22 protein-coding genes are annotated in these 25,485 nt (G+C 39.0%); 9 read left to right on the forward strand and 13 right to left on the reverse strand.

Annotation, left to right across the window (positions count from 1 at the left end; all coding sequences use genetic code 11):
• Positions 1–132: 132 nt before the first annotated feature.
• Positions 133–489: a four helix bundle protein gene (locus ACTJKN_RS11740; protein ID WP_116249127.1), complete on the reverse strand. Its 357-nt coding sequence runs from the start codon at positions 487–489 to the stop codon at positions 133–135.
• Between the two features lie 222 nt (positions 490–711).
• On the opposite strand from ACTJKN_RS11740, the gene rbfA reads away from it, so the two are divergent.
• The 5 genes from rbfA to ACTJKN_RS11765 all read left to right on the forward strand — a co-directional run bounded on the left by rbfA (position 712) and on the right by ACTJKN_RS11765 (position 3,614).
• Positions 712–1,089 (forward strand): 30S ribosome-binding factor RbfA, encoded by a 378-nt coding sequence (gene rbfA, locus ACTJKN_RS11745; RefSeq protein WP_029274533.1) that lies wholly within the window; start codon positions 712–714, stop codon positions 1,087–1,089.
• Between the two features lie 5 nt (positions 1,090–1,094).
• Positions 1,095–1,724 (forward strand): PAQR family membrane homeostasis protein TrhA, encoded by a 630-nt coding sequence (trhA, locus tag ACTJKN_RS11750; RefSeq protein WP_440825162.1) that lies wholly within the window; start codon positions 1,095–1,097, stop codon positions 1,722–1,724.
• 7 nt (positions 1,725–1,731) lie between these two features.
• Positions 1,732–2,433, forward strand: a complete 702-nt coding sequence (locus ACTJKN_RS11755; RefSeq protein WP_440825164.1) for a peptidoglycan DD-metalloendopeptidase family protein — start codon at positions 1,732–1,734, stop codon at positions 2,431–2,433.
• A 137-nt stretch (positions 2,434–2,570) separates the two neighbouring features.
• Positions 2,571–3,224: a TonB family protein gene (locus ACTJKN_RS11760; RefSeq protein ID WP_440825166.1), complete on the forward strand. Its 654-nt coding sequence runs from the start codon at positions 2,571–2,573 to the stop codon at positions 3,222–3,224.
• Positions 3,225–3,614: a hypothetical protein gene (locus ACTJKN_RS11765; RefSeq protein ID WP_230142414.1), complete on the forward strand. Its 390-nt coding sequence runs from the start codon at positions 3,225–3,227 to the stop codon at positions 3,612–3,614.
• Here ACTJKN_RS11765 and ACTJKN_RS11770 read toward each other — a convergent pair.
• Positions 3,603–4,475: a diacylglycerol/lipid kinase family protein gene (locus ACTJKN_RS11770; RefSeq protein WP_440825168.1), complete on the reverse strand. Its 873-nt coding sequence runs from the start codon at positions 4,473–4,475 to the stop codon at positions 3,603–3,605. The genes ACTJKN_RS11765 and ACTJKN_RS11770 overlap by 12 nt on opposite strands.
• A gap of 57 nt (positions 4,476–4,532) precedes the next feature.
• On the opposite strand from ACTJKN_RS11770, the gene ACTJKN_RS11775 reads away from it, so the two are divergent.
• Positions 4,533–5,507, forward strand: coding sequence for an App1 family protein (locus ACTJKN_RS11775; RefSeq protein WP_440825170.1), 975 nt, complete (start codon positions 4,533–4,535; stop codon positions 5,505–5,507).
• Between the two features lie 324 nt (positions 5,508–5,831).
• Here ACTJKN_RS11775 and ACTJKN_RS11780 read toward each other — a convergent pair whose 3' ends face one another.
• Positions 5,832–6,200 (reverse strand): YccF domain-containing protein, encoded by a 369-nt coding sequence (locus ACTJKN_RS11780; RefSeq protein ID WP_029274540.1) that lies wholly within the window; start codon positions 6,198–6,200, stop codon positions 5,832–5,834.
• Positions 6,201–6,306: 106 nt separating this feature from the next.
• Between ACTJKN_RS11780 and ACTJKN_RS11785 the strand changes: the two genes are divergently transcribed.
• On the forward strand, positions 6,307–6,660 hold the full coding sequence (locus ACTJKN_RS11785) for a hypothetical protein (protein WP_440825173.1): 354 nt from the start codon (positions 6,307–6,309) through the stop codon (positions 6,658–6,660).
• Between the two features lie 60 nt (positions 6,661–6,720).
• Here ACTJKN_RS11785 and ACTJKN_RS11790 read toward each other — a convergent pair whose 3' ends face one another.
• The gene (locus tag ACTJKN_RS11790) at positions 6,721–7,920 is read right to left on the reverse strand and encodes a DUF1501 domain-containing protein (RefSeq protein ID WP_029278263.1); all 1,200 of its coding nucleotides are present in this window, start codon (positions 7,918–7,920) and stop codon (positions 6,721–6,723) included.
• 93 nt (positions 7,921–8,013) lie between these two features.
• The gene (locus tag ACTJKN_RS11795; RefSeq protein ID WP_440825175.1) at positions 8,014–9,456 is read right to left on the reverse strand and encodes a DUF1800 domain-containing protein; all 1,443 of its coding nucleotides are present in this window, start codon (positions 9,454–9,456) and stop codon (positions 8,014–8,016) included.
• 73 nt (positions 9,457–9,529) lie between these two features.
• Between ACTJKN_RS11795 and aat the strand changes: the two genes are divergently transcribed.
• Positions 9,530–10,162, forward strand: coding sequence for a leucyl/phenylalanyl-tRNA--protein transferase (gene aat / locus ACTJKN_RS11800; protein WP_440825177.1), 633 nt, complete (start codon positions 9,530–9,532; stop codon positions 10,160–10,162).
• Here the strand turns inward: aat and ACTJKN_RS11805 are convergent.
• The 5 genes from ACTJKN_RS11805 to ACTJKN_RS11825 form a co-directional block, all read right to left on the reverse strand.
• Positions 10,159–10,767: a TMEM175 family protein gene (locus ACTJKN_RS11805; RefSeq protein ID WP_440825179.1), complete on the reverse strand. Its 609-nt coding sequence runs from the start codon at positions 10,765–10,767 to the stop codon at positions 10,159–10,161. The two genes, aat and ACTJKN_RS11805, sit on opposite strands and share 4 nt — an antisense overlap.
• A gap of 232 nt (positions 10,768–10,999) precedes the next feature.
• Complete coding sequence (locus tag ACTJKN_RS11810) at positions 11,000–11,782, reverse strand: 3-keto-disaccharide hydrolase (protein ID WP_440825181.1); 783 nt, start codon at positions 11,780–11,782, stop codon at positions 11,000–11,002.
• 65 nt (positions 11,783–11,847) lie between these two features.
• Positions 11,848–12,165: a YgaP family membrane protein gene (locus ACTJKN_RS11815; RefSeq protein WP_440825183.1), complete on the reverse strand. Its 318-nt coding sequence runs from the start codon at positions 12,163–12,165 to the stop codon at positions 11,848–11,850.
• A 124-nt stretch (positions 12,166–12,289) separates the two neighbouring features.
• Positions 12,290–12,676 carry a GxxExxY protein gene (locus ACTJKN_RS11820; protein ID WP_440825184.1) on the reverse strand — a complete coding sequence of 129 codons (387 nt, stop codon included), beginning with the start codon at positions 12,674–12,676 and terminating at the stop codon, positions 12,290–12,292.
• 235 nt (positions 12,677–12,911) lie between these two features.
• Positions 12,912–15,803 carry a DEAD/DEAH box helicase gene (locus tag ACTJKN_RS11825; RefSeq protein ID WP_440825186.1) on the reverse strand — a complete coding sequence of 964 codons (2,892 nt, stop codon included), beginning with the start codon at positions 15,801–15,803 and terminating at the stop codon, positions 12,912–12,914.
• A gap of 286 nt (positions 15,804–16,089) precedes the next feature.
• Between ACTJKN_RS11825 and ACTJKN_RS11830 the strand changes: the two genes are divergently transcribed.
• Complete coding sequence (locus ACTJKN_RS11830; RefSeq protein ID WP_440825188.1) at positions 16,090–17,100, forward strand: PorP/SprF family type IX secretion system membrane protein; 1,011 nt, start codon at positions 16,090–16,092, stop codon at positions 17,098–17,100.
• Here ACTJKN_RS11830 and ACTJKN_RS11835 read toward each other — a convergent pair.
• The 3 genes from ACTJKN_RS11835 to ACTJKN_RS11845 form a co-directional block, all read right to left on the reverse strand.
• Positions 17,097–20,627 (reverse strand): gliding motility-associated C-terminal domain-containing protein, encoded by a 3,531-nt coding sequence (locus tag ACTJKN_RS11835; protein ID WP_440825189.1) that lies wholly within the window; start codon positions 20,625–20,627, stop codon positions 17,097–17,099. The genes ACTJKN_RS11830 and ACTJKN_RS11835 overlap by 4 nt on opposite strands.
• Before the next feature lie 222 nt (positions 20,628–20,849).
• Positions 20,850–22,250 carry an efflux transporter outer membrane subunit gene (locus ACTJKN_RS11840; protein ID WP_440825191.1) on the reverse strand — a complete coding sequence of 467 codons (1,401 nt, stop codon included), beginning with the start codon at positions 22,248–22,250 and terminating at the stop codon, positions 20,850–20,852.
• A 10-nt stretch (positions 22,251–22,260) separates the two neighbouring features.
• Positions 22,261–25,437, reverse strand: a complete 3,177-nt coding sequence (locus tag ACTJKN_RS11845) for an efflux RND transporter permease subunit (protein WP_440825192.1) — start codon at positions 25,435–25,437, stop codon at positions 22,261–22,263.
• Between the last annotated feature and the right edge of the window lie 48 nt (positions 25,438–25,485).

The following is a 25,485-nucleotide window of genomic DNA, read 5'->3' on the forward strand; positions in this document are numbered from 1 at the left end:
TCACCAATTTTCAATAATCAAACCGTAGCGATGAGCTTAGAAAAATCGATATATAAATAACCAAAATTGTCTTTTTCGATTGTAAATTTGGTAGTCGAAATTGGTTATTGTGATTTGGCCATTGGTTTCTGGCTATTGAGATTTTTTAATTATTGCATTAAAGATTAACATGAGTTGATTGGCTTCGCTTACGAGAATTATCTTTGTTGGTTCCAGTTCTTTTTTATCATCAATGTCGATCAGATTAAGCCAAAGTTTAGTTTCTTTAGCTTCTTTTCGGCAGACTTTTATCCGATAAATAAAATCAGCTTTGCTTAACGATTCATTGGCTTCGATATAATTTGCAGAAACGGAGCCAGAAGATCGAACAACCTGCTTAATATCTTGAATATTGATAATGCTATGGGTAACCTTTTTACAATATGACCTAACAGATTGAGCAAATAGAAAAGTTCTTTCTTCAAGATTAAAATTTGTTCCGTTGTTCATTAATTAAATATAAGTATTTTTACAAAAAAACTAAAGGCTAGCAACTGGCTAGCAGTTTAATAATTCGTTTTTAAATTTTATTGTCTTTCTCATTTAATATTAGCAGATTAGTTATGGTCTGATAATTGACTATTGGATTGATGATTTTAAAACCTTATCAATTTAATTTTAGGCCCTGCATGGTCTGATAATTGATTATTGGTAATTGATAATTATAACATTATGGAAAGTAAACGTCAGCAGAAATTTGCAGGAGTATTACAGGAGGAGTTAGCACAGGTTTTTCAGCGTGAAGGTGCTGCATTTTTGCCTAATACATTGGTAACCATTACCCGTGTTCGGGTTTCGCCAGATTTGGCAGTGGCCAAAGTTTACCTGAGCTTTTTTAATACCAATAACACCACGCTTTCTATCAATACAGTTAACGCACATTCGGGCGAAATCAGGTATAAACTGGGAAGCAGAATCCGCCATCAGGTTAGGGTAGTGCCAGAGCTTACTTTCTTTGTAGATGATACGAACGAGTATGTAGAACGCATGGATCATCTTTTTGATAAGATTGCAAAAGAACCCAGACAGAAGGACGAAGACAGCGAATAATCTTTGTGAGGAAGCTAAGGGAACCCGTTAATTTCTTCACTCATTTTATACCGGCATTAATTGCAGTTCCGGCTGGTTATTTATTGCTCCAGAAATGCAATACACCGATTGAATATATTGCTGCCTGGATTTATGGCATTGGCACTTTTATCCTTTTTGGCGTAAGTGCCATGTATCATGGTTATCCGGCTACCGATTATGGTGTACGTTTTTGGCAAAAATTCGATCATTGTTGCATTTACCTGATGATAGCAGGTTCTTACACACCAACTGCTTTGCTGGTTTTTGATGACTGGTTACGTTGGAGTTTGTTCGCCATCGTATGGGTTATCGCTATTATAGGTTGCCTGCTTAAAATCTTTAACCGATTAAAAAGCACGGCTATCTCATTGTCTATCTATATTTTAATGGGCTGTTTGATTGTGCCTTTGCTACAGAAAATGCTAGGTACGTTACCTATGGGCGCTATTGTCTGGTTATTGTTCGGTGGTGTTTTTTACATTGCCGGAACTTATTATTACGCAAAGGATAAACAGCTCTTCAGGTGGATGCACAGTCACGAACTTTGGCACGTGTTCGTAATCGGAGGGGCCTTATCTCACTATATTTATAACTTCGTTTATATTTTTAAGTAGATTATAAATGCAAACTTTTGAGCAGATTATTCAAGCGAATGCGTCATTGATCCATAAGGTGGTTGATTTTGATATAGAACGGGATCAGCTTTTATCTTTAGATTTTACTGCAGCAAATACTGAGTTAACGGATGAGATTCTGGATAATACCGATTTGTTTTCTGCCTGGGTAAATGGAAAATTAATTGATAATAATGCCCGTTATGGAATTGGTGGCTATGGCGAACATCGCAGCATATATTCGCGAAGTATTCATTTTGATGCTGGTGAAGAAGCTCGCAGGTTACATTTAGGTGTTGATATCTGGGGGCCAGCTGGAACGCCGATTTATAATTTTTATGATGCCACTGTGCAAAGTTTTGCCAATAACAGCAACTTTGGCGATTATGGTGCAACAATCATCTTAGCTTACAAAATCGATGGTTTTAAATTTAATGCCTTATACGGGCATTTAAGTCTCGCGTCGTTAAATGGCCTCAAGGAAGGTGAATTTATTCCTGCAGGCGCGAAAATCGCAGAATTAGGCCCAAAAGAAGAAAACGGTTACTGGCCACCACATCTTCATTTCCAGTTGATTGAAAATATGGAAGGCTTAAAAGGCGATTACCCTGGGGTTTGTAGGTTTAGTGAACGAGAAAAATACCTGGCAAACTGCCCCGACCCGAATTTGATTTTGAAGGCCACGTTCTTTCAACCGCAAAGAAAATAAGGAATGCGCAAAGGACGCAAAGTTTAGCCGTAATTTTTCCATGTTTCTGTGCTTCCGTGGCAAAACAACTCCTCTGTTCTCTGCGAAAAACTTCGCGTTCTCTTCGGTTAAACCCGAATAAACCGTAAATTAGTATAATGAAAAACCTGCTCACCCTTTCTTTACTTTTCTGCTGTTCACTGGCCATGGCCCAGGTTCAGTTTAAATCGGGTAAAAGTGGCTTTGTAAACTTCCTGAGAGAAAATACCATTTATCCGCAGTTCTCTAAAGATAATTGTATCCAAGGAACGGTAAATGTGAGCTTTAAGCTTGATGCACAAGGGAAGGTTTATTTTTCTAAAGTGAGTAAAGGAATATTATCCGATCTGGATGAAGAAGCCCTGCGTTTGGTGCGTTTAAGTAGTGGTAAATGGCAGGTTCCGGTAGGATACGATACCACGGTTTCGATTGTAGCTCCGGTTAATTTTAAGCTTTCGGGTTATAATTGTGAAGGGAAATCAAATGAGGCCATTCAGGAAGCAATCCGTACTTATCTGGCAGAAGAAGGTTTAACCAACTCTGTAATTAATTTCTATAAAAACATCGACCAGGCAAAACCCGGACAGGAGGTTCAGATTATTGGCATTAAAAACCAGTTGGGCATTGATGATGAATATTTGGACGACCGGATAAAAATGGCCCTAAAAAAAATAAAACAGGGCGATAAACAAGGTGCCTGTGAGGATTTTTTATTTGTTAAATATATGGGGAGTAAAATGGCTGATGATTATTTAGCAAAGTATTGTAAGTAAATGAAGAACACCACTAGATTTTTTGCCTTATTGGATATCATCAGCATTGCATTATTGGCTAAACAGTTTTGGCAGATTTTAACTCACCTGAACGAAATCCCGGATCAAATCCTTTCGCAGGCCAAGGTTGTTTTATTGTTGCCCTTATTTGTGTCGCTTTTTGTATCGGCAGCGGGTTTAATCTTATTTAAGAAATTCGGCTTTATTACCTATTATATTCAGTTTCCATTCCGTTTGGTGGTATGGATATTTTCTATCGGCTTTATTACTTATTTACCAGAAGCGTTAAACCTCGGCGAACGGTGGTTTGATATTTTATTCCGCATCTGTTTTATTGCCGAATTCTTCAGGTTATATTTTACCATTAAAATTCACCGATCATCCTTCTGATACACTAGGTAAAACCACCGTTATAGCAGCAGGCAGAATTTTTGCTTCAACGGTATTCACCCTGCCAATGTATTCTCCATCAACCTGGAAGTGTGCCTTATGTTTCGAAGAAATCTTAACCTCAGCGGTTTGAAATACTTCTATTTTTTTTGGGTTGAAAGGTAATTTGGTGACCCATATTTTTAAGATCTCGAGATAAGAGTAATCTTTTACTAAAACCACTTCGAACAGATCGTCGTCTAATTTTCCATCTGGGTTTATTTTTAATCCAGAACCGTACATGGTTGCGTTTGCAATAGCCACCATTGCCGCTTTAGAAGTGATTGTTTCACCTCTTAGGTTCAATTGCACGTCCATTCTGCTGTGGTTCCATAAGGCATGCCAGGTAGCCTTTGCATAACCCCACATCCCCCGCTGGGGCAAGGTATCAAATTTCTTTACCAGGTAGGCATTAAAGCCCAGATCGGATAAATGGATGCAGATTTCATTATTAAGTTTAACTACATGGATCTTCTGGAGCTTACCTTCATCCAAAATAGCTAAAGCCAGTTCAATATCAGTCGGGATACCTAATTCTTTCGCCATCCCATTTGCAGAACCGGCAGGGATTATGCCAATCGGCGTTTCAGTATGCAACAGACATTCGGCAACCAGTTTTAAGGTGCCATCGCCACCAACGGCCACCACACGATCTGCCTTCGCAGCTTTTATCCTTTCTTTTATCTTCTCTAAAGAGCAGTCTTTCGGTAATTCGAAAAGATCGATCTCTGTTTTTTTTGCATCAAAATGGGTAGAAATTACTTCCTTTAGGTTAATGTCGTGACTGCCAGAGCCTGGATTGATGATGAATAATAATTTCATGTGTTACCTTATGGTTTACATCACAAACAACTTTTAATAAACTCTGTTTTAATACAGATGAATAAATCTGCTAGTGTTAAAGTATATCATGGCTATGGCCACGCGCACAATTTGGTTGTTTATGGTCATGTTTTTAAGCGGAAAGCAAAAACACAGCAGGTTTACAGCAATAATTTGTTTGTTAATATTGCACATCTTTTAAAGCTCTTCATCTTAAAACCTTATGCTTTTGTTGAGGTGCGTTTGCAATTTTTTGATCAAACGATTTACAATAAAACCGAAGGTGATGGCTTTTTTAAGTTCGAATGGAAAGCTGAATATGAGGTGCCTGCAGGCTGGCACTTTGTTAAAGTAGAAGCTGTTGATAAAAACGGAAAAGTTTTAAGTGCGGGTGAAGGGAAGGTATACGTACCGCACATTACACAATATGCCTTTATTTCGGATGTGGATGATACTGTGATGATTTCTCATTCGGCAACTATTGGGCGACGGTTGAGAGAATTGTTTATCAAGAATCCGCATACGCGTAAAACCTTTCCTAATGCGGCCAGTCATTATCAGCAATTGGCCTTGTCGCACACTGAAGAAAATCAGCCCAATCCTTTTTTTTATGTAAGCAGCAGCGAGTGGAACCTTTACGATTATTTGGTCGAGACTTTTAGGTTTAATAAGTTGCCTGACGGTGCTTTTCTTTTAAATACATTAAAACGGTGGAAAGATTTAGTCAGAACGGGTAAAACAGGCCATGAAGGTAAATTATTGAGGGTTATGCGAATTTTGGATGCTTTCCCCAATCAGAAGTTTGTGTTTTTTGGTGATAACTCGCAACAGGACCCAAAAATTTATTCTACAATAGTGGAAAAGTATCCAAAAAATATCGAAGCGGTATACATCCGTAATATTCGTCCAGAGAAAGAAGTAGAAACAAGACAATTGCTTAACAAAGTTGAGGAAAAAGGGGTTAGTGCATTTTTATTTAATAATAGCGAGGAAGCGATTGAACATTCTAAATCAATAGGATTGATCCAATAGTTTTTGGAGCGCAATTGTTGTGCTCATCGGTTTCGACAATCCCGCTTTCCTTCCTGCCCCGATGAAGTATCGTGGGCATCCATTCAATCGGGGCTAAGAACAAAGTTTTTTGCTGGTGGAAACTGGCCACAGTTCAATAAACCTGACAGAAGCGGGCACCGAACGTAGAGAGGTAAAGCGGATGGCAGGGCTTTCGGGTCCGATAAACACAGGACCCTGCTTTTCAAAAAAAGCAATCTTAATAGCGGTTGTTGTAAGATTGCTTCCCCGAAAAATCGGGGCAGGCAGTGCCTCGCTATGACGAAATAGAAGAATTACCCCAAATCAAGAAATCGACTTTCCGAACGGTGTAAAAGCTAAATTCATCAACTTAAAATGCTGGCGTCCAAATGGTATACCCACGATGGTAATGCAAAGCAGGATGCCGAAAAACAAATGGGTTAGCGCAATCCAGAAACCACCACATAAAATCCAGATCAGGTTCATGATGGTAGAAAGGCAACCTGTATTTGATGAGGTATCGGTTATTTTAACGCCAAAAGGAGCGAGACCTACAATGGCGAATTTAAAACATTGGATACCAAAAGGAATCCCCACAATGGTTAGACAAAGGATAAGGCCTCCAATAATATATTCGAAGAAAATAAAGATACCGCCAAAAATAATCCAGATAATATTGCCTAAAAAGTTCATTATGTTTTTTAGTTTAAGATTTAATATTGGGTATTTTGTTACAGTTCGCTAATGCATTGTGTTTATATTCTTCGTAATTTAGAATCACACACAAAAGAAACACAACATGAAAAAATTAATTCTTGCAGCGACATTCGTCGCTTGCTTTGGGCTGTCGCGTGCCAAAGCCCAAAATGTAAATGGGGTGAAATTGACCGATATCCATGTGGATTATATCCAGATCCGTGCAGTAAAAAGTTTTTTAGCAGATAAACAATGGATTGCGCTGGAGCATGGCCAAAAGGTAGGCGATTATAGCGAACTGTACATCAGAGATGATAATGATAAAAAAATCGAATTTAATTCTGCAATTGATGCCTTGAACAAAATGAAAGCCTACGGTTACGAGCTGTTTAGTGTTTACACAGAGCAGATAGATCAATCATCAAACCGGCCTGTATATGTGTTAAAAAGGAAGTAAATAATAAAGAGGTCAAGTTTCCTAACAGGTTGGTTATAAAACTTGACTTCTTTGTAATATCTATATAAAATCCAACGTATTAAATTTTTTGTTGAGGATATCAGCATTATTTACATCCAGCCATTTATCTAAAATGGTACCATAAACCTGTCTAAAATCCAGTTGATATTTTAAATCACCGGTATCAAGATCACTTAAATTAGGTGCAGCATTAAAAATACCTTGTTTCTTCAATTTCCCACCAAAAACAAACATATTATTTGCTGTTCCGTGGTCGGTGCCGTTACTGGCGTTTTGTTCTACCCTGCGGCCAAATTCAGAGAAGGTAATCACCAGGGTATCCTCCAGTTTATTGTTCGATTTTAGATCTTTCAAAAAAGCCGCCATACCTTCGCTGTACTGTTTAAGCAGGTTGCCCTGTTGACCAATTTGATTTACGTGGGTATCAAAACCACTTAACGATACATAATAAACCCTTGTTTTTAATCCCGAAGAAATAAATTTAGAAACCGTTTTCAATTGGTTTGCAAAACCCGAGGTTGGGTAAGTAGATTTCGACTGATAAATTTTGGAGGTATTCTGGATATAACTGGCAGATGATGAAGTTTCGATCATCGTTTTATACAAATAACCTAAATTATCTTCGTCTAAATGTTCTTTATCATTCTGCAACATGGCCTTAAAAAATGGATCGTTCGTATTACGGAACAAAGCTGCAGGATCTTTTAATGCAATTCCTTTTTTGGTTTGCCCTTTCATGGCCAGAGAAAGCGAATCGTCTACTTCTATTGCAGTATATGGGAATTTGCAGGTTTGGCAATTGCTATCTAAATAACGGCCAATCCATCCGGTTGATAAGAATTGATTGCTATCGCTACCCGTTTGCCAGATATCCATCGAACGGAAATGTGAGCGGTCTGGGTTAGGGTAGCCAACATCGTTGATGATGGTCATCCAGCCTTGGTCATAAATTTCTTGCAAGGCCGCCATGTTCGGGTTTAACCCTTGCATGTCGTTCAATTTAATTACCTCTTCAGGTTTAATGGCAATACTTTTTCTTTTTTGGTAATAAATGTCGTTTCCAAAGGGAATAACCGTATTTAAACCGTCGTTTCCACCAGAAAGCTGTACCACAACCAGGTTTTTGTATAAGCTCAGCTCATCAAGGGCCATGGCCTCAAGCGGTTTCATAAAAGCCGGAACAAATAGTGAACCTGCTGCAACAAATCCTGTATTTCTTAAAAAATTTCTTCTGTTCATCTTGTTAATATTTTGGTTCACTTGTTCATTCGTCAATAGTTCATTGGTTTGGGTGCTCAGCTAATCGGCTATTGGACCATCAACTATCGACTATTAACACAACTGATACTCGGGCATACTGGTAATTTCGACTGCAGTACTTCGCAATCCTTTATTATCGCTTACCATTGTTGTTATTTTAGCATTTAATTTCGGTTGCAATAAAAACTCGGTAAGTTCCAATGGCGTTAATCCTTTTGGTAAAGTATTTAAAAATTTAGGCCAGTCTGCATTTGCGTTTACGTACGATTTTGGTTTCATGTTGGTATTTGCATTGGTGGTAGCTGTTCTGCTTAACGCAATTACGGCTTCATCTTCAGGATCGGCTTTGCCACTGAAATCAATTTCCCCGTCATTTAAAACAAGTGAAGGAATGCGCATCCTTAACATTAACGATGAACTATCAATCCAGCTTTGTCCACCAGGCCAACCTGCAACATTAGGCGGGTTAAATAAATATTGCCCTAAACTGCTTTGTAGCTGAATTAAAACCTGTGGTTTGTTATAGGTAACATAAAACTCGCGACTTAAGCCTACCAAAAATTCAGCGGGTGATTTAATTTTTGTGCCTACATTCTCCGGACTATAAAACCAATCTGATGTAAACATTTTTTTCATCATCGAGGCAATGTCGTATTTTGAGTTGTAAAAATGTGTGGCAAGTTCTTTAATATGAGCCTCGTTCGGGTTATCGTTTACGAAGAATTTATATACTTTCCTGGCGATAAACTGTGAAGTTTCTGGTTTTTCCAGAATAATATCGATGATGTTTTCACCTTCAAAATTCCCGATTTTACCAAAAAAGGTTTTTGTTCCGGGATCGTGCAGGTTTTGTCTGAAAATGAACGAGCCATCTTTGTCGTACATCCAGCCGGTAAATGAGCGGGCAGATTCTTTAATGTCCTGCTCGGTATAATTTCCTCTTCCCAGGGTAAAAAGTTCCATGAGTTCGCGGGCGAAGTTCTCATTTGGTTTACCTTTTCTGTTCTGCTGGTTATTCAGATATTGCAGCATTGCAGGCGATTTGGAAACTTCAACCAATAAGGTTTTAAAGCTGCCCAGGGCATTTTTTCTTTGAATGTTATTTAATTGTTGTGCAAAAAATGGGTTGTTGCTGCGGCAGGCAAAATGGCCATGCCAAAAAAGCGTCATCTTTTCCCTCAATGGGGCGTCGGTATTGATCATTTTGGTAATGAAGGCAATATTCAGATCGCGGCTCACTTCGTTTTGCTCTCGTATAATCTGCTGGCGCATTTTTTTCTCATCATCATTCAGATCTTTTTTAGCATATAAACCTGCCTGTACCAAAAGCTGTCGTTTCGATTCAAAGTCGTTTACTAAATTGATTGGATCGTCTTTTTGAGAATCTTTAAGCAAGTTGTCCACCACTTTATCGAGGTTTTTTTTGCTTAATTTTTGTAAGTCGGTATAAGAAACCCCGAAGCCTGCCCGGTTGTAAAGATGTTTTACTTTTAAGAAATTATCTTTTGCGCTCATAATGGACTGTTTTACAGTATGACTTATTTAAAACGCCAGGGTTTAATCTTTGTTTTCTTTCTTATTTTTGCCTATGTTTTTTCAGCTACTAGATGACAATCCAGGCTTTCCAGATCCAGCCTTGGCAGAAGAAGATGGTTTATTGGCCATTGGTGGTGACTTAAGTACAGAGCGGTTGTTAATCGCCTATTCGAATGGTATATTTCCATGGTTTAGTGAAGGTGAACCAATCCTCTGGTATTCGCCACACAAACGCTGTGTGATTTATCCCGATAAAATTAGGATCAGTAAAAGCATGCAAAAAATTTTAAATCAGGAAGTTTTCAAGATTACTTTTAACCAGGCTTTTGCCGAAGTGATCCGCAATTGCGCAACTACCGAAAGGAAAGGGCAGGATGGTACCTGGATTACCAACGAAATGCAAGATGCTTACATCAACCTTCATCAGCAGGGCTATGCGCACAGTTTAGAGGTTTGGTTGGCTGATCAGCTGGTGGGTGGCTTATATGGTTTAAAAGTAAACCGTATTTTTTGTGGAGAAAGCATGTTTAGCCATGTAAGTAATGCCTCAAAAGCAGCATTGATTTTTTTAAGTAAAATGAATATCGATTTAATTGACTGTCAGTTGCCGAACGACCATTTAATGAGTTTAGGTGCTGAAATGATCGATCGGGAATTGTATATGGAACTGCTTCAGGCTCCTTAATGCTCGTGTTCGTTATCAATTAAACCCTGCTCGCGCATTGCATTTTCTATGCGTTTATCCGGAATAAACCAGATGCAGGCTACAATGAAATAAAGTGCAACGCCAATCCATGGGTTTATAAAACTTAGTGCAACACCTCCGATATAAAAAAGTAATGAGAATTTACCTTTTGCATCATTCCCAATAGCATGTACCACAAGTGAGTGCTGGCCTTCTGTTCTTTTGATTACGATCACCAATAGGGTGTAAGAAACGGCGGCAAGCAGAAGCACAGCACCGTAGACCACAACTGGCCATAAGGCAAAATGATGTTCACCCATCCATCCGGCTGCTACCGGGAATAACGAGAGCCAGAATAAAAAATTAAGATTTGCCCAAAGCATTGATCCGTTTACTTTTTTAACAGCATGTAATAAATGGTGGTGATTGTTCCAGTAAATGCCTACGTAGATAAAACTTAAAACATAACTGATGAATTTTGGAATAAGCGGTTTCAAGCTAGCTAGAGTTTCGCCATGCTCCGGAACTTTAATTTCTAAAACCATAATGGTAATGATAATTGCAATTACCCCATCACTAAATGCTTCTAATCTGCCTTTGTTCATAAAAAATGACCGCTGTTAATCTGATACAATTATCAATGAAATTATCTTATAAAACAAAACCCGCAAACTTTTGGCCTGCAGGTTTCTTATTGTTTTGTTGAAATTATAATTTGCAATCGTCCTCGTTACAAAACGAGGATGATACTATTTACAGAAAGATCCTGAAATAAATTCAGGATGACGATCGTTTATGAAATTTGGCTTACAGATTCCTTATTTTGTTCCGTTGAAATTATAATTCTCTAACCCAGATGTTCCTGTAACTGATTGCAGGACTTGGATCACCGTGATCTTGTAATTTGATCGAAGCTGGACCATGTTTTTTGTATTCTGGTGCACCGATATACCTGGTTTCCCCTTTTAATACAAATCCGTTTTGCAAAAGTACCCCATTTAAAAATACGGTAACACTTGCTGGTTTTTGTACTGTTCCATCTTCATTAAAACGTGGTGCATTCCAAATGATATCATAATATTGCCATTCGCCTGGTTTCTTGTTCGCATTTGCCAATGGAATAGCTTGTTTGTAAACACTGCCCGTTTGTCCGTTAACATAGGTTTTGTTGTTATAAGCATCCATAATCTGGATTTCGTAACCGTCATCACCACCACCTGTTGATGCTAAAAACACCCCGCTATTTCCACGTGCCTGACCTTCGCCAGTTATGTTTTCAGGAATTTTCCATTCCATGTGCAATTGGTAATCAGTAAACTTTTTATTGGTTTCGATATTTCCAGTGCCTTTTTTTACCGTGAAAAAACCATCGTCGACTGTCCAGGCAGCTGGTTTAGATGGATCTTTAACAGAATGCCATGCATCTAAATTTCTGCCGTTGAAAAGAATGGTCGCATCAGATGGTGCATCCTGAGGCAATTTACCGGGTGTAACAATTTTAGGAACGGGTTCCCAAACCTCGGTTGTTTTTGGGTCTTTGGCAGGATCTGGTTTTTTATCTTGTGCCATAGCTTGCCCTGCGAAAAAAACAGGAATAAATAATAGTGTGTACTTGTTCATAATTGTGGTTTAACTTTTTAAAGTTAACCAGTTTATTAAGAAATGGAAATTTCGTATTTAAAATTTTACCCCAAATCGTCAACAACATAGGTTTCACTTATAATTACTTCGTCAGGGGCAATATCTTCTTTACGCTGTTCGGCCAAATCGCGCATTGGGCAATAACCTGTAATGCCGCGGTACAATAATCCTGCACCAATTGCTGCACCAGTGAGGCCAATTACAGGATGCGAAAAAATACTGGTGATGCCTTTAAAAAGTAAATATGCTCCTGCAGCGCCAGATAACCAACGTTCAGATTTTGAAACGTTTTCGAACAATTCTGGGTACTTCCAGGCTTCCTTAACATTGTTTACAGCGGTATTAAAATCTTGATTTGTCATGATGGTTAAATTTATGTTCTACTGTATAACAAGTTAAGAGGGAATGAGTTTTGAAAAGAAATTTAATTGTGTAATGTTGCCACGGAAACGCTGATTAGCACGGAAGAAATACTAATAATCAGGATTATAAAACAACACGCCTGATTTCGAGAGTTGGTTTACCGAAATTTAAAATAAGCCCAACTTTGCAACCTGAACATCTTAAGTAGTTTAGTGTTTGCGCTATATCGGCGCTTGCAATAGCACTTTTTGATTTAATTTCTAATATTACCGCATCGAATATGATAAAGTCAGCATAAAAGCTATGGGGTAGGGGAATACCTTTATAATAAACTTGGTATAACTTTTCTCTTTCGTAAAAATAATCCCTGTTTTTTAGTTCTACACAAAGTGCATCTTTATAAACAATTTCTAAAAAACCACAGCCTAAAAAACTATGAATCTCAATAGCAGAACTAATAATCAGGTCTGTTTCGTTTTTTAATGGGAAGTTCGATTGACGGATTTCCATACCAAGGGATTTAAATAAAGGTTTAACTTATTAACTTGGGATGTATTTACTAAAATAGTAAAATAATGGGGCGCTGCAAAGCATACTTTGCAATTTTGTGCCTCCATGGCAAAGAAATAAGTATAATAATCTGCTTGTGATTGAAATTATTCGAACAAATTCTTCGATTCCGCTCAGAGTGAAAACCGGATAAGATATTCCGTGATTTCTGTGTCTCCGTGGCAGATTTCGGCAATTAATTCAATATATCGCGTATATCTTCTTTGCTCAGCGATTTAAAGAAACTTTCTTCCGTTGTAATTAAAGAGTTTGCAAGCGATTTTTTACGGTTCTGCAAAGCCAATATTTTCTCTTCAACGGTGTCTTTTGCAATGAATTTGTAAATGAAAACCTTTTTATCCTGACCGATACGGTGCGTTCTGTCGATAGCTTGTTGTTCTACTGCCGGGTTCCACCATGGATCGAGGATAAAAACATAATCCGCCTGGGTTAGGTTTAAACCTACACCACCTGCTTTTATAGAGATTAAGAAGACTTTCAGTTCAGTATTCTGCTGAAATTCGGAAACAATTTCGCCACGGTTACGGGTTGCACCATCCAAATAAGCAAATGGAATATGCTCGGCTTCAAAATGTTTTTTGAAGATATCAAGATGTTTTACAAACTGAGAAAAAACCAAAACCTTATGTCCGCCTTTAAGCACATTATCCAAGGTGTGGATCACGTTTTCGAACTTTCCAGAATCTGAAACATAGGTGCCATCAATCATTACAGGGTGGTTGGCTAACTGACGCAAGGCAGTTAACCCTTGCAAAAGCTGTACCTGTTTCTGCGCGAAAGTTCCATCGTCCATGCTCTGCAATAAATCGTTACGATAGGCAGATTTTGTTTTTTCGTAATATGCGGCCTGATCTTCGCTCATATCGCAATAAATTACCTGTTCCGTTTTAGGTGGTAATTCTGCTGCTACTTGCTCTTTCGTTCTACGGAGCACAAAAGGCTTGATAATCGATTGCAGTTTGCGCGCTTTTTCTTCGTCCTTTTTCTTTTCTATCGCTTGCACATATTCTTCGTAGAAGAATGCCTGTGTACCCAATAAACCAGGGTTTAAAAAGGTCAACTGCGACCATAAATCGCTTACTGAGTTTTCTACAGGCGTACCACTCAAAATCAGTTTATGTTTCGATTTTAAGCTTCTAACGGCTTTGAACGATTTCGATGCCGGGTTTTTAATGTTCTGACTTTCATCGAGAATAATGTAGTTGAAATAAAAGTTTTTCAATTCATCTACATCTACTCTGGTTACACCGTAAGTGGTAATGATAATATCGTAATTGGCAAAATTGGCAACATCTTTATTTCGGTTGGTACCTGTATGTGCCAGTATTTTAAGCTTTGGCGTAAACTTTTTAGCTTCTGTTAACCAGTTGTAAATTAAAGAGGTAGGCATGATAATGAGCGAAGTCGTTTGCGTTTCAAGCAATTGGTCGTCTTCCTTCACCTTTTGGAGCATGGCTAATGTTTGGATAGTTTTACCCAAACCCATATCATCAGCCAAACACCCACCGAAATTGTATTCGCGTAAAAAGCTGAACCAGTTATAACCAGCTTTCTGGTAATCGCGTAAACTGCCTTTAAAATGAACAGGCATTTGCGTGTCGGCAATATCCTCAAAGTCTGATAATCGTTGTAACTTGCGTTCAAGCGTAACGTTAGCCAGGCTATCTTCAGCCAGATCATTAATGAGGCCAATATGGTGTTTCTTTAATTTTAGCGTTTTTCCGGCCTCAGCCAAACTGAACAAACTACCGTATTGCGTAAACCATTTATCAGGGATAATGGCCACTTCACCATCGGGCAATAAAAACTCACGCTTTTTGTGTAGAATATGTTGCTTTAGTGAAAGAAAAGGAATCTGGTATTTTCCGAACCACACTACAGCATGGATATCGAACCAATCGTTTCCTTCTTTAACTTCAAGATCTATTTTGCTGGCACCGAAAACAAATTTTTTCTGTCCTGTAGCCTGTTCAATTTCAAAACCTGATGCCTGTAAGATTTCGATATGCTCGTTTACCCAATTTATAGCCCCGTAACTTGGATTTTCTTCGGCAGAAGCTACTTCCAGGTTGCTGAATAAAGAACTTGTTTTTTTTAGTCCTAACGATAACAGCAAATTAAACTGCTTTTTTTCCCATTCTGCCGAACGTTTAATGCGGTGGAAAATATAGTTATCGGCGGTTTTTTCTAAACGTACAGTTACTTTGTGTGCATTTTCTACGGGGAAAGTATATTCGCCATATTTAAAATATAACTGAATTTGAGAAAGACCACCATCAACATATAAAACTTTAATTACCGGTGTTGCCTCAAATTGTTCGGTTCTGATTTCGAAACCTTCGGCATACACATGGTGCTTTTCTATTAAAGGGGCTACAAACTTTTCAAAATAAGTGGCTTCGGTTGTTTTGGGTATGGCAATAAAGCGTTTATTTAAAAAGGGTTGCAGTTTTTTTCCTTCAATATCCTGATCAAAAAAGTACAATACATCATTCAGCAATAGCCATGCAGGTTTATTGCTGATGATCTGCGCTTCTTTAAACATAAATTCGATACGCAGATTCTGATATTTGATGGTCGGAAAATAGCGTGTTTCGGTTTCGTTCCTTCGGAAATGGAAAAGGATAGATGCAGGCTCATCAGCCAGTTCGATTTTGCGTTCTACCGGCCAGCCATCTTTGTCCATTACATAAAGCTCGTTTTTAACCTTTAAAAGCTCTAAAGCTTCGGCAAGTTTCTTTTCGATTTTAGGGCGGACATTTTCATAAAATTTATTGTCGAAAATTTTAGTGAAAAACTCGGTCGGCCTGATCAACTTTTTATAATATTTTTTAATCAGCGAGTCTTGCTCAATGTCATCTAAAATTTTGATCAGTTTATAATCAATATCACTTAAACAGGCACTAAATTCTTCGGCGGTATGCGTAAAAATCCGTTGATAAGTAAAAGAAAAATCTCCTTGTGGATTGAGTTGAACAACGTGAGGTTCAATTAAATAGCCCAAGTACTCATGTTTGCACAAAGAGTACACCACTTTACAGGTTTTAGAACTATCGACACGTAACATTGATGGAGATAAAAATTTTTTCTAAGCTAAGCGCTTAAAAAACTTTAAACTTACAATATTTTGAGGTTACATCAAAAAGAAGTAGCTGTTTTTGAGATAAAATTATCAGTTTTTTATCGGAATTTGAAAGGGCTGCCAATTGTTACCATTGGATTGGGAGCCTATTTTGAAGTTAGAGGCAGATAAATATTAAATACTTTATAATTGGCTACAACTTATTATCTTAGCCCTTGTATTGATAGGCTTTTTATTATCAATCAATTAACGCATCACTACTAAGGTTTAAATGAAATTTTTTTACGCGCTCTCTCTGTTTGCCTGCTTATTCTTTTGTAGCTATGCGCAAGAAATTCCCCGGAGTACCCAATATATTTTTAACAATATCCTGTTGAACCCCGCATTATCGGGAATAGATAATTATACAGATTTAAAAATAGGTTTACGCAAACAATGGAGCGGTTTAGAAGGTGCGCCAAGCACACAATACCTCTCTTTAAGCACTGCTATTGGCGAAGATTTTGTTCGGAGCAATGTAAATTCATTTGCCGGGAATGGAGACAATCCAATGAGCAGAAGTTTTGTAAACAGCTACACCGCGGCAGAGCCTCACCACGGAATTGGCCTGGTGGCCATGACGGATAAAGCGGGTTTGGTTCGGCAGACTAATGTAAATTTAACCTATGCATATCATTTGGGTATTACAAATGAAGTAAATTTATCAGTGGGTTTATCAGGCGGATTTAAATCAATCAGTGTTGATGTGCGCGGAATTATAGCCGATGAATCGGGCGACCCTTTATTCTCTGCCGATTATAACAACAAAATTAGACCCGATATTGGCGCAGGTATTTGGTTGTATAGTCCACGATTTTTTGCTGGTGTTTCAGCAAAACAGCTGGTTGGAAATAAAAGCAGTATTGTAAATAATCAAGTTAAAACCAGTCCATACCAAGCGGCTACTTTTTACGGAACGGCAGGTTATAAAATATTTATCGATGAGGATATTGCAATGATCCCCTCTGGTTTGATTTCATACTGGGCCAACGCTCCGGCTACTTTCGATGCCAATTTGAAATTTGCCTATAAGGATAAATTTTGGGTTGGAACCAGTTTCAGAAACAACGATTCTTTTTCGCTTCTGGCAGGATTTAATATTGCATCGCTGGTAAACCTGAGCTATTCTTATGATGTAAATACTTCAGGATTACGTTCGGTAAATAATGGTACCCATGAAATTGTACTGGGTATTTTATTGAATAACCGCTATCAGGTGCTTTGTCCAAGTCGGCAGTTTTAACGTAAAAGTGTTATACTGCCACCTAGTGGTTTACATTCAGCCCGCAAATCGATCACATAATAATAAACCCCTGCTGGTAATTCTTTATCCCTAAAATGGCCATCAAATGGTTTGGTATAATTGCCGATCGATTCGTAAACCAACTGACCGCCTCGGGTGTAGATTTTAATGTTGGTGCCCTTAAAATCTGGTAAACCCCTCACTTGCCAAACGTCGTTCATGCCATCTCCATTTGGGGTCATGGTGTTGGTAACCTCCAGGTTATCATGTGTTACTTCTACATGTACCTTGGTAAACTCGCTTGTACAAGAACCCAGTTTTCTCCTCACAAAATAATCGGCCGTTTTGGCTACCCTAAATTTGAATATTCCGTTGGTGTTTTCTAAAAATGGCTTCGTATCATCAATTTTTTCAAAGAGCTGGTAGGTGCCTTCTTCAGGGGCAATTACAGGCAAAACAATATCTGATACATAACAAACGCGTAGATCGTTGATGATGGGCGCTATGATTTTAAAAGGTTCGTCTACTACGGTATAAGCTTCGCTGATGGCATAACCACAAGATGTTTTGTCTTTTACCTCTAAGCGATAGGTGCCTGCGCCAACATTAATTAGATCTTGAGTATATTGAACGGCTTCGCCAGCTTCATTTATCCATTTAAAATCGTAACCAGGCACACCTCCAATTACCTGCACTCCTGTAACAGAACCTCTTTTTAAGGAACAACCATCTTTAACTGTTGTTCCGGTTTTAGGCACAATAGTTAACAGAGGCGTGACATTAATTGGGTAGGGGCCTAGTATGGTTTCACAATTGTTAACATCATAAGCGAACATTCTGTAATTACCACCTGGCAGATTTTTAAGCTCAATTGCACTGCCAGTTTTGGTACCGCCAGTAATTGTTGTTCCGGATTCATCCACCCATTTGAACGATGTTGGAAGAGTAGAATTGAAGTTTAAGCTAATGCTTCCGTTAATTAATCCGCATGTGGTATTATTTACCGATGGTGTAAATGTATAAATCGTTGGCTGTAGTGCATCTACTCTAAAAGGCTTGTCCAATGTGCAGCTATACAAGGAGTTACTGGCTCTTAGGGTATAAGTGCCAGGTGCAAGGTCTTTAATCTTTATTGACATGCCTGGTGAGTATGATCCTTTGATAATGCGTTGCATAGTTGGATCCAACCATTCGTAGGTATCGGCATTAGTAATTGAAACGTTGTCGATGACACCATTGGGAATTCCACACCTGGCCGGGGTAACTGAGCCACCACTAATAGCAACATCATTGTAGGTATTAATAAAAAAAGATTGTGACGGAGCTGGTGAGCATGGCCCTTCATCATATACCGAAAGACTATACCTGCCTCCTCCAACATTTACTAATTCGAGCTGATCGGAAATAACATCTGTTCCAAGTTTTCCATCTACATCATATTTGAACCATTTATAGCTTAATGTTCCTGTAGCATCGGTAATTGTAAAGCCTTTTAGACTCCCATTTTCTTTTCCACAAGCTGCAGGATTGTTCGATGTTGGACCACTTATTTTGGGTTGAGCTTTTCTTTTAACCGTAATCGGATCAGAATCTAATGCACAGCTTGCCTCATCCGATACTTTTACGAAGTAAGTACCTTCAGGTAAATTTGCCGGGTTTGTTCTGCTTACAACGGCATTCGTTGCAGTGTTTATCCACTCGTATTTTAATACCCCTTTCCCTCTTAAAACCTCAGCGGTAAATGTAAAAGTAGTTTGTCCGCAGATGGGAGAAACGGGTTGGATAGTAGGTTTGGTTAACTTTTGATCTTTGATGATAAACACCGATGGAAATGCTTTACAGCCATCATCAACGGTCACTTCATAAGTGCCTACATCTAAATTGGAGATGCTCTGTGTATTTCCTTTAGGTACGCGGCTACCGTCAGTTTCTATTTTTACCCAACTAAAAGTAAAGCCTTCGCGGGGCTCTGAGATGGTGATTGATCCATTGGCATTACAGGTTACAGGTTCTACTATAGCTTCGTTTGGTAATAGTTCAGCAGTAGAGAAAGGGGAGGTGGTGGCATTTAATAAACTGGCAGTTGCGGTGACCATTCCGGTTAAATTGCCATTGTATTCCCACCTGCCATCACTACCAGCCTGTACAGTTGCGATATAGGTTTTACCCTCGCAGATACCTTGGCAATTTATAGTATAAAATAGTTCTACTTCTGAATTGGGTGTAGCCCTGCCCGAAACATAATCATTTCTTTTTTTCAGCACCTGAATGTAGGGTTGAAGGATAGATAGCGTTTTTCCGATGCCAAATGTCTTGTTGCAAAAGAAACTGTTCCTGGTGATTTTTATAGGTTTTGAAGATACCGTTTCGACACCGAAATTGTTGTTGGCAATTAAGTTTGCTTCGGCAGGTGTTGCGCCGCCGATGGTTCCTCCTGCACCCAACTCTATTTTTACGCCAATTCCGTTACTCATCACTACTGCTCCGGCAGCATCGGTACCAATGGCATTACCCGTTAAAATAAAATCTGAATTGGTGATCGAAACCCCTGTAGTTCTGTTTCCGCCGATAATATTATTGCGGACATAAAGCGACGTATTTACCGCATTAACCTTTAAACCTGCAATTTCTAAAGCTGAAGAAGAAAGAAATATCGGTAATTCATGAAAGTCTTTTTTGCCGGTATAATCGACCCCGATTTTATTATTGATCACGTTGACATCAAACCTTGCATTGGTGGAGTACGATGACCGGGTGATATCTACATTAATCCGGTTTGCGGCAATTACGTTTCCTTCACCAGCATTATCACCACCCACATCCAGTGCGCTATCGTATAAATTGGCCGAAATACCAAAAACATTGGTGTTTGGGGTTATTCCATCATATATCACTCCGATTAAGTTCGATTGGATCTTAATTTTAGTGGCGGTGATGGTGGTAAAATAATAGCTGTTCTGTACAATAATACCGTTAATGTTGCCTCCAATAACATTTCCTTTATTTGGAGCACCGATGGTAATATTATTTGCACGATAATCGATCACAATTCCCGAGCCTTGAGCCATATTTACATTTTGTAAATTGTTGATCGCAGCAAAATTACGGATGTATAAACCATAAACCTCAACGCCAGTAGTTTGGATCTGCGTGCTTGATGACTGGCCGATAACCAAACCCGAAAACGTAGTGTTTGGATACTCAGGCTCTAAAATTACTTTGGCGCCCGAAACACCAAGTGCTGGCCACGAAGCCTGCGAAGTGCCATCAATTACTACATTTGAAGAAACCACAGGTAATGCCGAACGTAACCTAATGGTACGGTTGGCATTGTCGCTAGGCGTTCCTGGCAAATTGAAGTTAATGGTAAAAGTAGTTATCCTATTGGCTATAGCGGCTTGTGTTAATCCCTCTCTTAATGTTCCAGGGCCACTATCGGCATTACTGGTTACTACATAAGTTTGAGCATATATATTATTGCAGAAAAATAAGCCGACAAATAGGGCTAGCAGTTTTGAGAAGCGCATAAAATTGTTTGGTGCAGCCAAAATACAAATAAACTATTTAGTGGCTAGCGTTTTAGTGAAACAAACGTACATTATTTTTCTGAAAATAATTGAGCGCTTCACTAAGCATACGCTCGTTTTTATTATCGCGATTGATCAAATTGTAATGCTATTACTAGACTGGCCTAAACCAAAAAAGGCATCCTGAAAATCAGAATGCCTTAAAAACTTTGTTAATATTTTTTATTTCCAGCCACCGCCTAATGCACGGTAAAGGTTTACAACCGATTGTAGTTTTTGTAATCGATCATTAATGCCACTTAATTGGGCTGCTAACAAACTTTGTTCTGAAGTTAAAACGTCAGTATAGTTTGTTGCCGAACTGTAACGTAACAATTCTTTGGTAAAATCTACTGCTTTGGTTAACGAGGCAATTTGTTTTGCCCTTGTTTCTTCTTTTTCTGAAGCTGTTTGATAGGCATACAAAGCATTCGATACTTCCTGCCCACCGGTTAACAGTGTTTGTTGAAAGTTGTAAAAAGCAATCTGTTGATTAGCCTCAGCTGTTTTTAAACGTGCTTTGTTTGCGCCTTTAGCAAAAATTGGCTGCGTTAAACCACCCACCAAATTATAGAAGATAGATTTGCTGAAGAAATCCTGTAATTGTAAGCTTGATAAGCCACCTGTTGCGGTAATGGTTAAAGCTGGATAAAAATAAGCTTTTGCTACGTTTGTGTTTTCGAAAGCCGATCTGAAACCAAATTCGGCCGCAATCACATCCGGGCGGTTTTTTAACAATTGTGCAGAAACGCCGGTTTGTAGATTAGCATACGGTGTCTGCTGATCCAAGGTGGTACGGTTAATTGCATTTGGCGCCTTAGCAACCAAAACACTTAAAGCATTTTCGGCCTCTTTAATGCTTCTTTTTAAATCCGGCAAGGTTACCTGAGCCGCGTATAAATTGGCTTCACTCTGTACAACAGCCGCACCATTAACTACAGCACCTTGTTTTAAGGCTTTCATGGTTTCAACATCCTGTGTTCTAACCTTAATAGTCTGCTCGGTAATGGCCAATTGTTTGTCAAGTGCCAATAAAGTATAATAATTGTTGGCAATTGTGGCAATTAACTGCGTTTGAACAGCGCGTTTTGCTGCATCACTTTGTAATAAAGTAGCGTAAGCACCACGCTTTGCGCTGCTTAATTTTCCCCAAATGTCAGCTTCCCAACTGGTACTCAATTGTGCTTTATAGGTTTGGGTTTCTAAATTAATGTTAATCCCGGGAGGAAAGTTTAAGGAGGCCTGCGATTGTTTATTATCCGCTACGCTTACATCGGCCTGTAAGCTTGGCAATAATGCCCCACGGCTTTGAATTAAAGTGGCTTCTGCAATTTTAATGCGTTCAATCGCTTGTTTCAAGTCTAAATTTTCATTTATCCCCTGTTGGATCAGCGACTGTAAAGTAGTGTCTGAAAACAACGTTTTCCATTGCAAATCGGCAATGGTTGTTGTATCTGTGTTATTGTTATCACGGTATAAACCTTCGCTCTTAAGTTGTGGGCGCTCGTATTTTTTAGTTACGCAGGCGCTTAGACTGAGGATGGCTACACCGATAAAAATGGAATGCTTATATCTAAATTTCATGGTTTTAAAATTAATGTGGACGGTTAACCGCTAGCTCGTACTCTTCTTCTGTCTGTTCGCGATCAATGCCTTCCTCAAAAGGAGAATTGTTACTTATTTTTTCCTGTAAGGTTTGGAAAACAATGAACAAGGCTGGAATTACAAACACACCGAATATAGTACCGATTAACATACCGCCTACAGCTCCGGTACCAATTGAAGTATTACCTGCTGCACCAACACCTGATGATAACATTAAAGGTAATAAGCCTAGAATAAAAGCAAAAGAGGTCATCAAGATTGGGCGTAAACGGGCAGTTGCACCATCAATAGCCGAGTTAATAATACTCATTCCCTTTCGCCGCCTGTCTACCGCATACTCTACAATTAAAATGGCATTCTTTGCAAGTAGTCCTACAAGCATGATGAGGGTAATCTGTGTATAAATGTTATTATCTACACCAAATATTTTATCGAAGATGAATACCCCGGCTAAACCAATTGGTAATGAAAACAATACTGCCAATGGTAAGATATAACTTTCGTACTGTGCCGAAAGCAGGAAGTACACAAAGATTACGCAAAGCAGAAAGATAAAAATGGTCTGACTGCCACTGCTCACTTCTTCACGCGATAAACCAGAGAACTCATATCCATAACCTGCTGGAAGGTGAATTGCGGCTTCTTCCTGAATGGCCTTAATGGCATCACCAGAACTAAACCCTGCATTTGGGTTACCTGTAACTGCAATTGAGGTATACAAGTTGAAACGTGAAATAGCCTGTGGGCCGTAAACTTTTTCTAATGTGATAAACTCAGAAATAGGGGCCATTGTACCGCTCGAATTACGCACATAAATGCTGGTTAAACTTTGTTGATTAGCACGGTACTTGGCATCTGCCTGGTACATTACCCTGTACTGTTTACCAAATTTATTAAAGTTTGAGGCATAAACACCACCATAATAACCTTGCAAAACACCCAACACATCACTAACCGTTAAGCCAGCTTGTTTCACTTTTGCCACATTTACATCGATCTGATATTGTGGGAAATTCGGGTTGAACGAGGTTGATGCATATTGAATTTCAGGGCGTTTACTTAATGCGGCTAAAAATGCATTACCCACTTCGTTGAATTTTTTGATGTCGCCACCGGTTTTATCCTGTAACTGGAACTCGAAACCACCACCGGTACCAAAACCCTGAATGGTTGGCGGAGCAAAGAAAATTACCTTCGCACCCTTAATGCTGGCTGCTTTTGCAAATAATTCACCAATAATGGCTTTAACATCACGCTTACGTTTATCCCATGGTTTAAGCCTTGCGATAACCATACCATAAGAGCTACCCGAGCCGCTGATCAGACTTCGGCCAACAACCCTAAATGTAGCCTCTACCTCTGGCACCTTACTTACAATATCGTTGATTTGTACAATTATCTTATCGGTTTCTTCCTGTGAAGTAGAAGGTGGCAATGAAATATCAGAGAACACGGTTCCTAAATCTTCGTTTGGTACGAAACCTTTAGGCGTAGTATTCATAATCCACACTAACACCACTGCGAAAACAGCAATTCCTAAACCTGCAAGCCACCTTTTTTTGCCCAGGAAGCCAACAGAGCGTTTATATTTTTGCGTTACGGCATCAAATGAAGTATTGAAAGCGGTATAAAAACGCTGCAAGAAATTTTTACTTTTTTCGTGATCTTCTGCATGTGGTTTTAAGAACATCGCACACAGCGCCGGACTTAATGTTAGGGCGTTAATCGCTGATAAAATAATCGCGATAGCCAATGTTAAACCGAATTGTTTATAAAATACACCCGATGAACCCTGGATAAAACTTACCGGGATAAATACCGCTGCCATTACGAGTGTAATCGAAATAATCGCACCACTAATGTCATCCATGGCATCTTTTGTTGCCTTTTTCGGGTCTTTGTAACCGGCATCAAGCTTGGCATGCACGGCCTCAACCACCACAATGGCATCATCTACCACAATACCGATGGCCAGTACCAATGCAAATAAGGTTAACAGGTTAATGGTAAAACCGAATAAACTCAGGAAGAAGAAGGTACCGATAATAGCCACCGGAACACTAATTGCTGGTATTAAGGTTGAACGGAAATCCTGTAGGAAAATAAATACCACTAAGAACACCAAAATAAATGCTTCAATCAAGGTGTGGATTACCTTTTCGATTGAGGCATCCAGGAAGTTATTTACGTTAACCACCGTTTCGTAATGAACACCTTTAGGGAAAGAAGTTGCAGCTTTATCTAAAGTTTTGATCGAGTTTTCGATTACTTCTTTCGCATTCGAGCCCGCCGTTTGGCTAATGGCAATACCTAAAGCAGGTTTGCCGTTAAACTTTACATAACTGGCATAACTTTGTGCACCAAGTTCTATCCTGGCCACATCTTTTAGGCGAAGAATCTGTCCGTTTGCATCCGCCTTGATAATGATGTTGCTAAATTCAGTTTCTGTTTTTAATCGACCACTATATTTTAACGTGTATTGAAAAGCCTGATTTCCCTGCTCACCAAACTGACCTGGTGCAGCTTCTATGTTTTGCTCTGCCAAGGCTACACTTACATCATTCGGTACCAGACCATAAACAGCCATTACTTCCGGCTTAAGCCAGATCCGCATGGTGTAATCTAAAGTACCGAATGCACTTGCATCACCCACACCGCTAATCCTTTTAATTTCGGGGATGATGTTAATGTTGGCATAATTCTGTAAAAACTTCTGATCGTATGATGGATCATCACTGTAGATGGCAAAAATAAGTAAGTTACTCGCCTGTCTTTTTGCCGTAATTACACCCGATCTGGTTACCTCTGCAGGTAATAAACTGGTTGCTCTGGCTACGCGGTTTTGCACGTTAACTGCTGCTAAATCGGCATTTGTACCCAATTTAAAGTTAACGGTAATGGTTGCGGTACCATCGTTACTGGCACTAGAAGTCATGTAAGTCATGTCTTCTACACCATTTATCTGCTCTTCCAGCGGAACAACAACACTACTCATTACCACATCGGCATTTGCGCCCTGGTACGAGGCCGACACCTGAACGGTTGGCGGCGCAATTTCGGGGTATTGCGAGATGGGTAAAGTTACGAGGCCTAATACACCTAATATTACAATTATAATGGATATAACTGTTGATAAAACGGGCCTGTCTATAAATTTCTTAAACATAATTAATATGGATTACACTGCTATAGTGTGATTGCACTGACTATATTG

Source organism: Pedobacter sp. 22163 (genome assembly GCF_052045595.1).
In the GTDB taxonomy this organism is placed as follows: Bacteria; Bacteroidota; Bacteroidia; order Sphingobacteriales; family Sphingobacteriaceae; genus Pedobacter.

What these genes read in the sequence shown, in the direction of transcription:
- rbfA (WP_029274533.1), top strand. Translation starts at nt 712, where the DNA reads ATGGAAAGTAAACGTCAGCAGAAATTTGCAGGAGTATTACAGGAGGAG.
- ACTJKN_RS11805 (WP_440825179.1), bottom strand. Translation starts at nt 10,767, where the DNA reads ATGAACAAAGGCAGATTAGAAGCATTTAGTGATGGGGTAATTGCAATT.
- ACTJKN_RS11770 (WP_440825168.1), bottom strand. Translation starts at nt 4,475, where the DNA reads ATGAAATTATTATTCATCATCAATCCAGGCTCTGGCAGTCACGACATT.
- ACTJKN_RS11780 (WP_029274540.1), bottom strand. Translation starts at nt 6,200, where the DNA reads ATGAACTTTTTAGGCAATATTATCTGGATTATTTTTGGCGGTATCTTT.
- ACTJKN_RS11835 (WP_440825189.1), bottom strand. Translation starts at nt 20,627, where the DNA reads ATGCGCTTCTCAAAACTGCTAGCCCTATTTGTCGGCTTATTTTTCTGC.
- ACTJKN_RS11775 (WP_440825170.1), top strand. Translation starts at nt 4,533, where the DNA reads ATGAATAAATCTGCTAGTGTTAAAGTATATCATGGCTATGGCCACGCG.
- aat (WP_440825177.1), top strand. Translation starts at nt 9,530, where the DNA reads ATGTTTTTTCAGCTACTAGATGACAATCCAGGCTTTCCAGATCCAGCC.
- ACTJKN_RS11795 (WP_440825175.1), bottom strand. Translation starts at nt 9,456, where the DNA reads ATGAGCGCAAAAGATAATTTCTTAAAAGTAAAACATCTTTACAACCGG.
- ACTJKN_RS11755 (WP_440825164.1), top strand. Translation starts at nt 1,732, where the DNA reads ATGCAAACTTTTGAGCAGATTATTCAAGCGAATGCGTCATTGATCCAT.
- ACTJKN_RS11815 (WP_440825183.1), bottom strand. Translation starts at nt 12,165, where the DNA reads ATGACAAATCAAGATTTTAATACCGCTGTAAACAATGTTAAGGAAGCC.
- ACTJKN_RS11760 (WP_440825166.1), top strand. Translation starts at nt 2,571, where the DNA reads ATGAAAAACCTGCTCACCCTTTCTTTACTTTTCTGCTGTTCACTGGCC.
- ACTJKN_RS11785 (WP_440825173.1), top strand. Translation starts at nt 6,307, where the DNA reads ATGAAAAAATTAATTCTTGCAGCGACATTCGTCGCTTGCTTTGGGCTG.
- ACTJKN_RS11845 (WP_440825192.1), bottom strand. Translation starts at nt 25,437, where the DNA reads ATGTTTAAGAAATTTATAGACAGGCCCGTTTTATCAACAGTTATATCC.
- ACTJKN_RS11840 (WP_440825191.1), bottom strand. Translation starts at nt 22,250, where the DNA reads ATGAAATTTAGATATAAGCATTCCATTTTTATCGGTGTAGCCATCCTC.
- ACTJKN_RS11740 (WP_116249127.1), bottom strand. Translation starts at nt 489, where the DNA reads ATGAACAACGGAACAAATTTTAATCTTGAAGAAAGAACTTTTCTATTT.
- ACTJKN_RS11765 (WP_230142414.1), top strand. Translation starts at nt 3,225, where the DNA reads ATGAAGAACACCACTAGATTTTTTGCCTTATTGGATATCATCAGCATT.
- ACTJKN_RS11825 (WP_440825186.1), bottom strand. Translation starts at nt 15,803, where the DNA reads ATGTTACGTGTCGATAGTTCTAAAACCTGTAAAGTGGTGTACTCTTTG.
- ACTJKN_RS11790 (WP_029278263.1), bottom strand. Translation starts at nt 7,920, where the DNA reads ATGAACAGAAGAAATTTTTTAAGAAATACAGGATTTGTTGCAGCAGGT.
- ACTJKN_RS11820 (WP_440825184.1), bottom strand. Translation starts at nt 12,676, where the DNA reads ATGGAAATCCGTCAATCGAACTTCCCATTAAAAAACGAAACAGACCTG.
- ACTJKN_RS11830 (WP_440825188.1), top strand. Translation starts at nt 16,090, where the DNA reads ATGAAATTTTTTTACGCGCTCTCTCTGTTTGCCTGCTTATTCTTTTGT.
- ACTJKN_RS11810 (WP_440825181.1), bottom strand. Translation starts at nt 11,782, where the DNA reads ATGAACAAGTACACACTATTATTTATTCCTGTTTTTTTCGCAGGGCAA.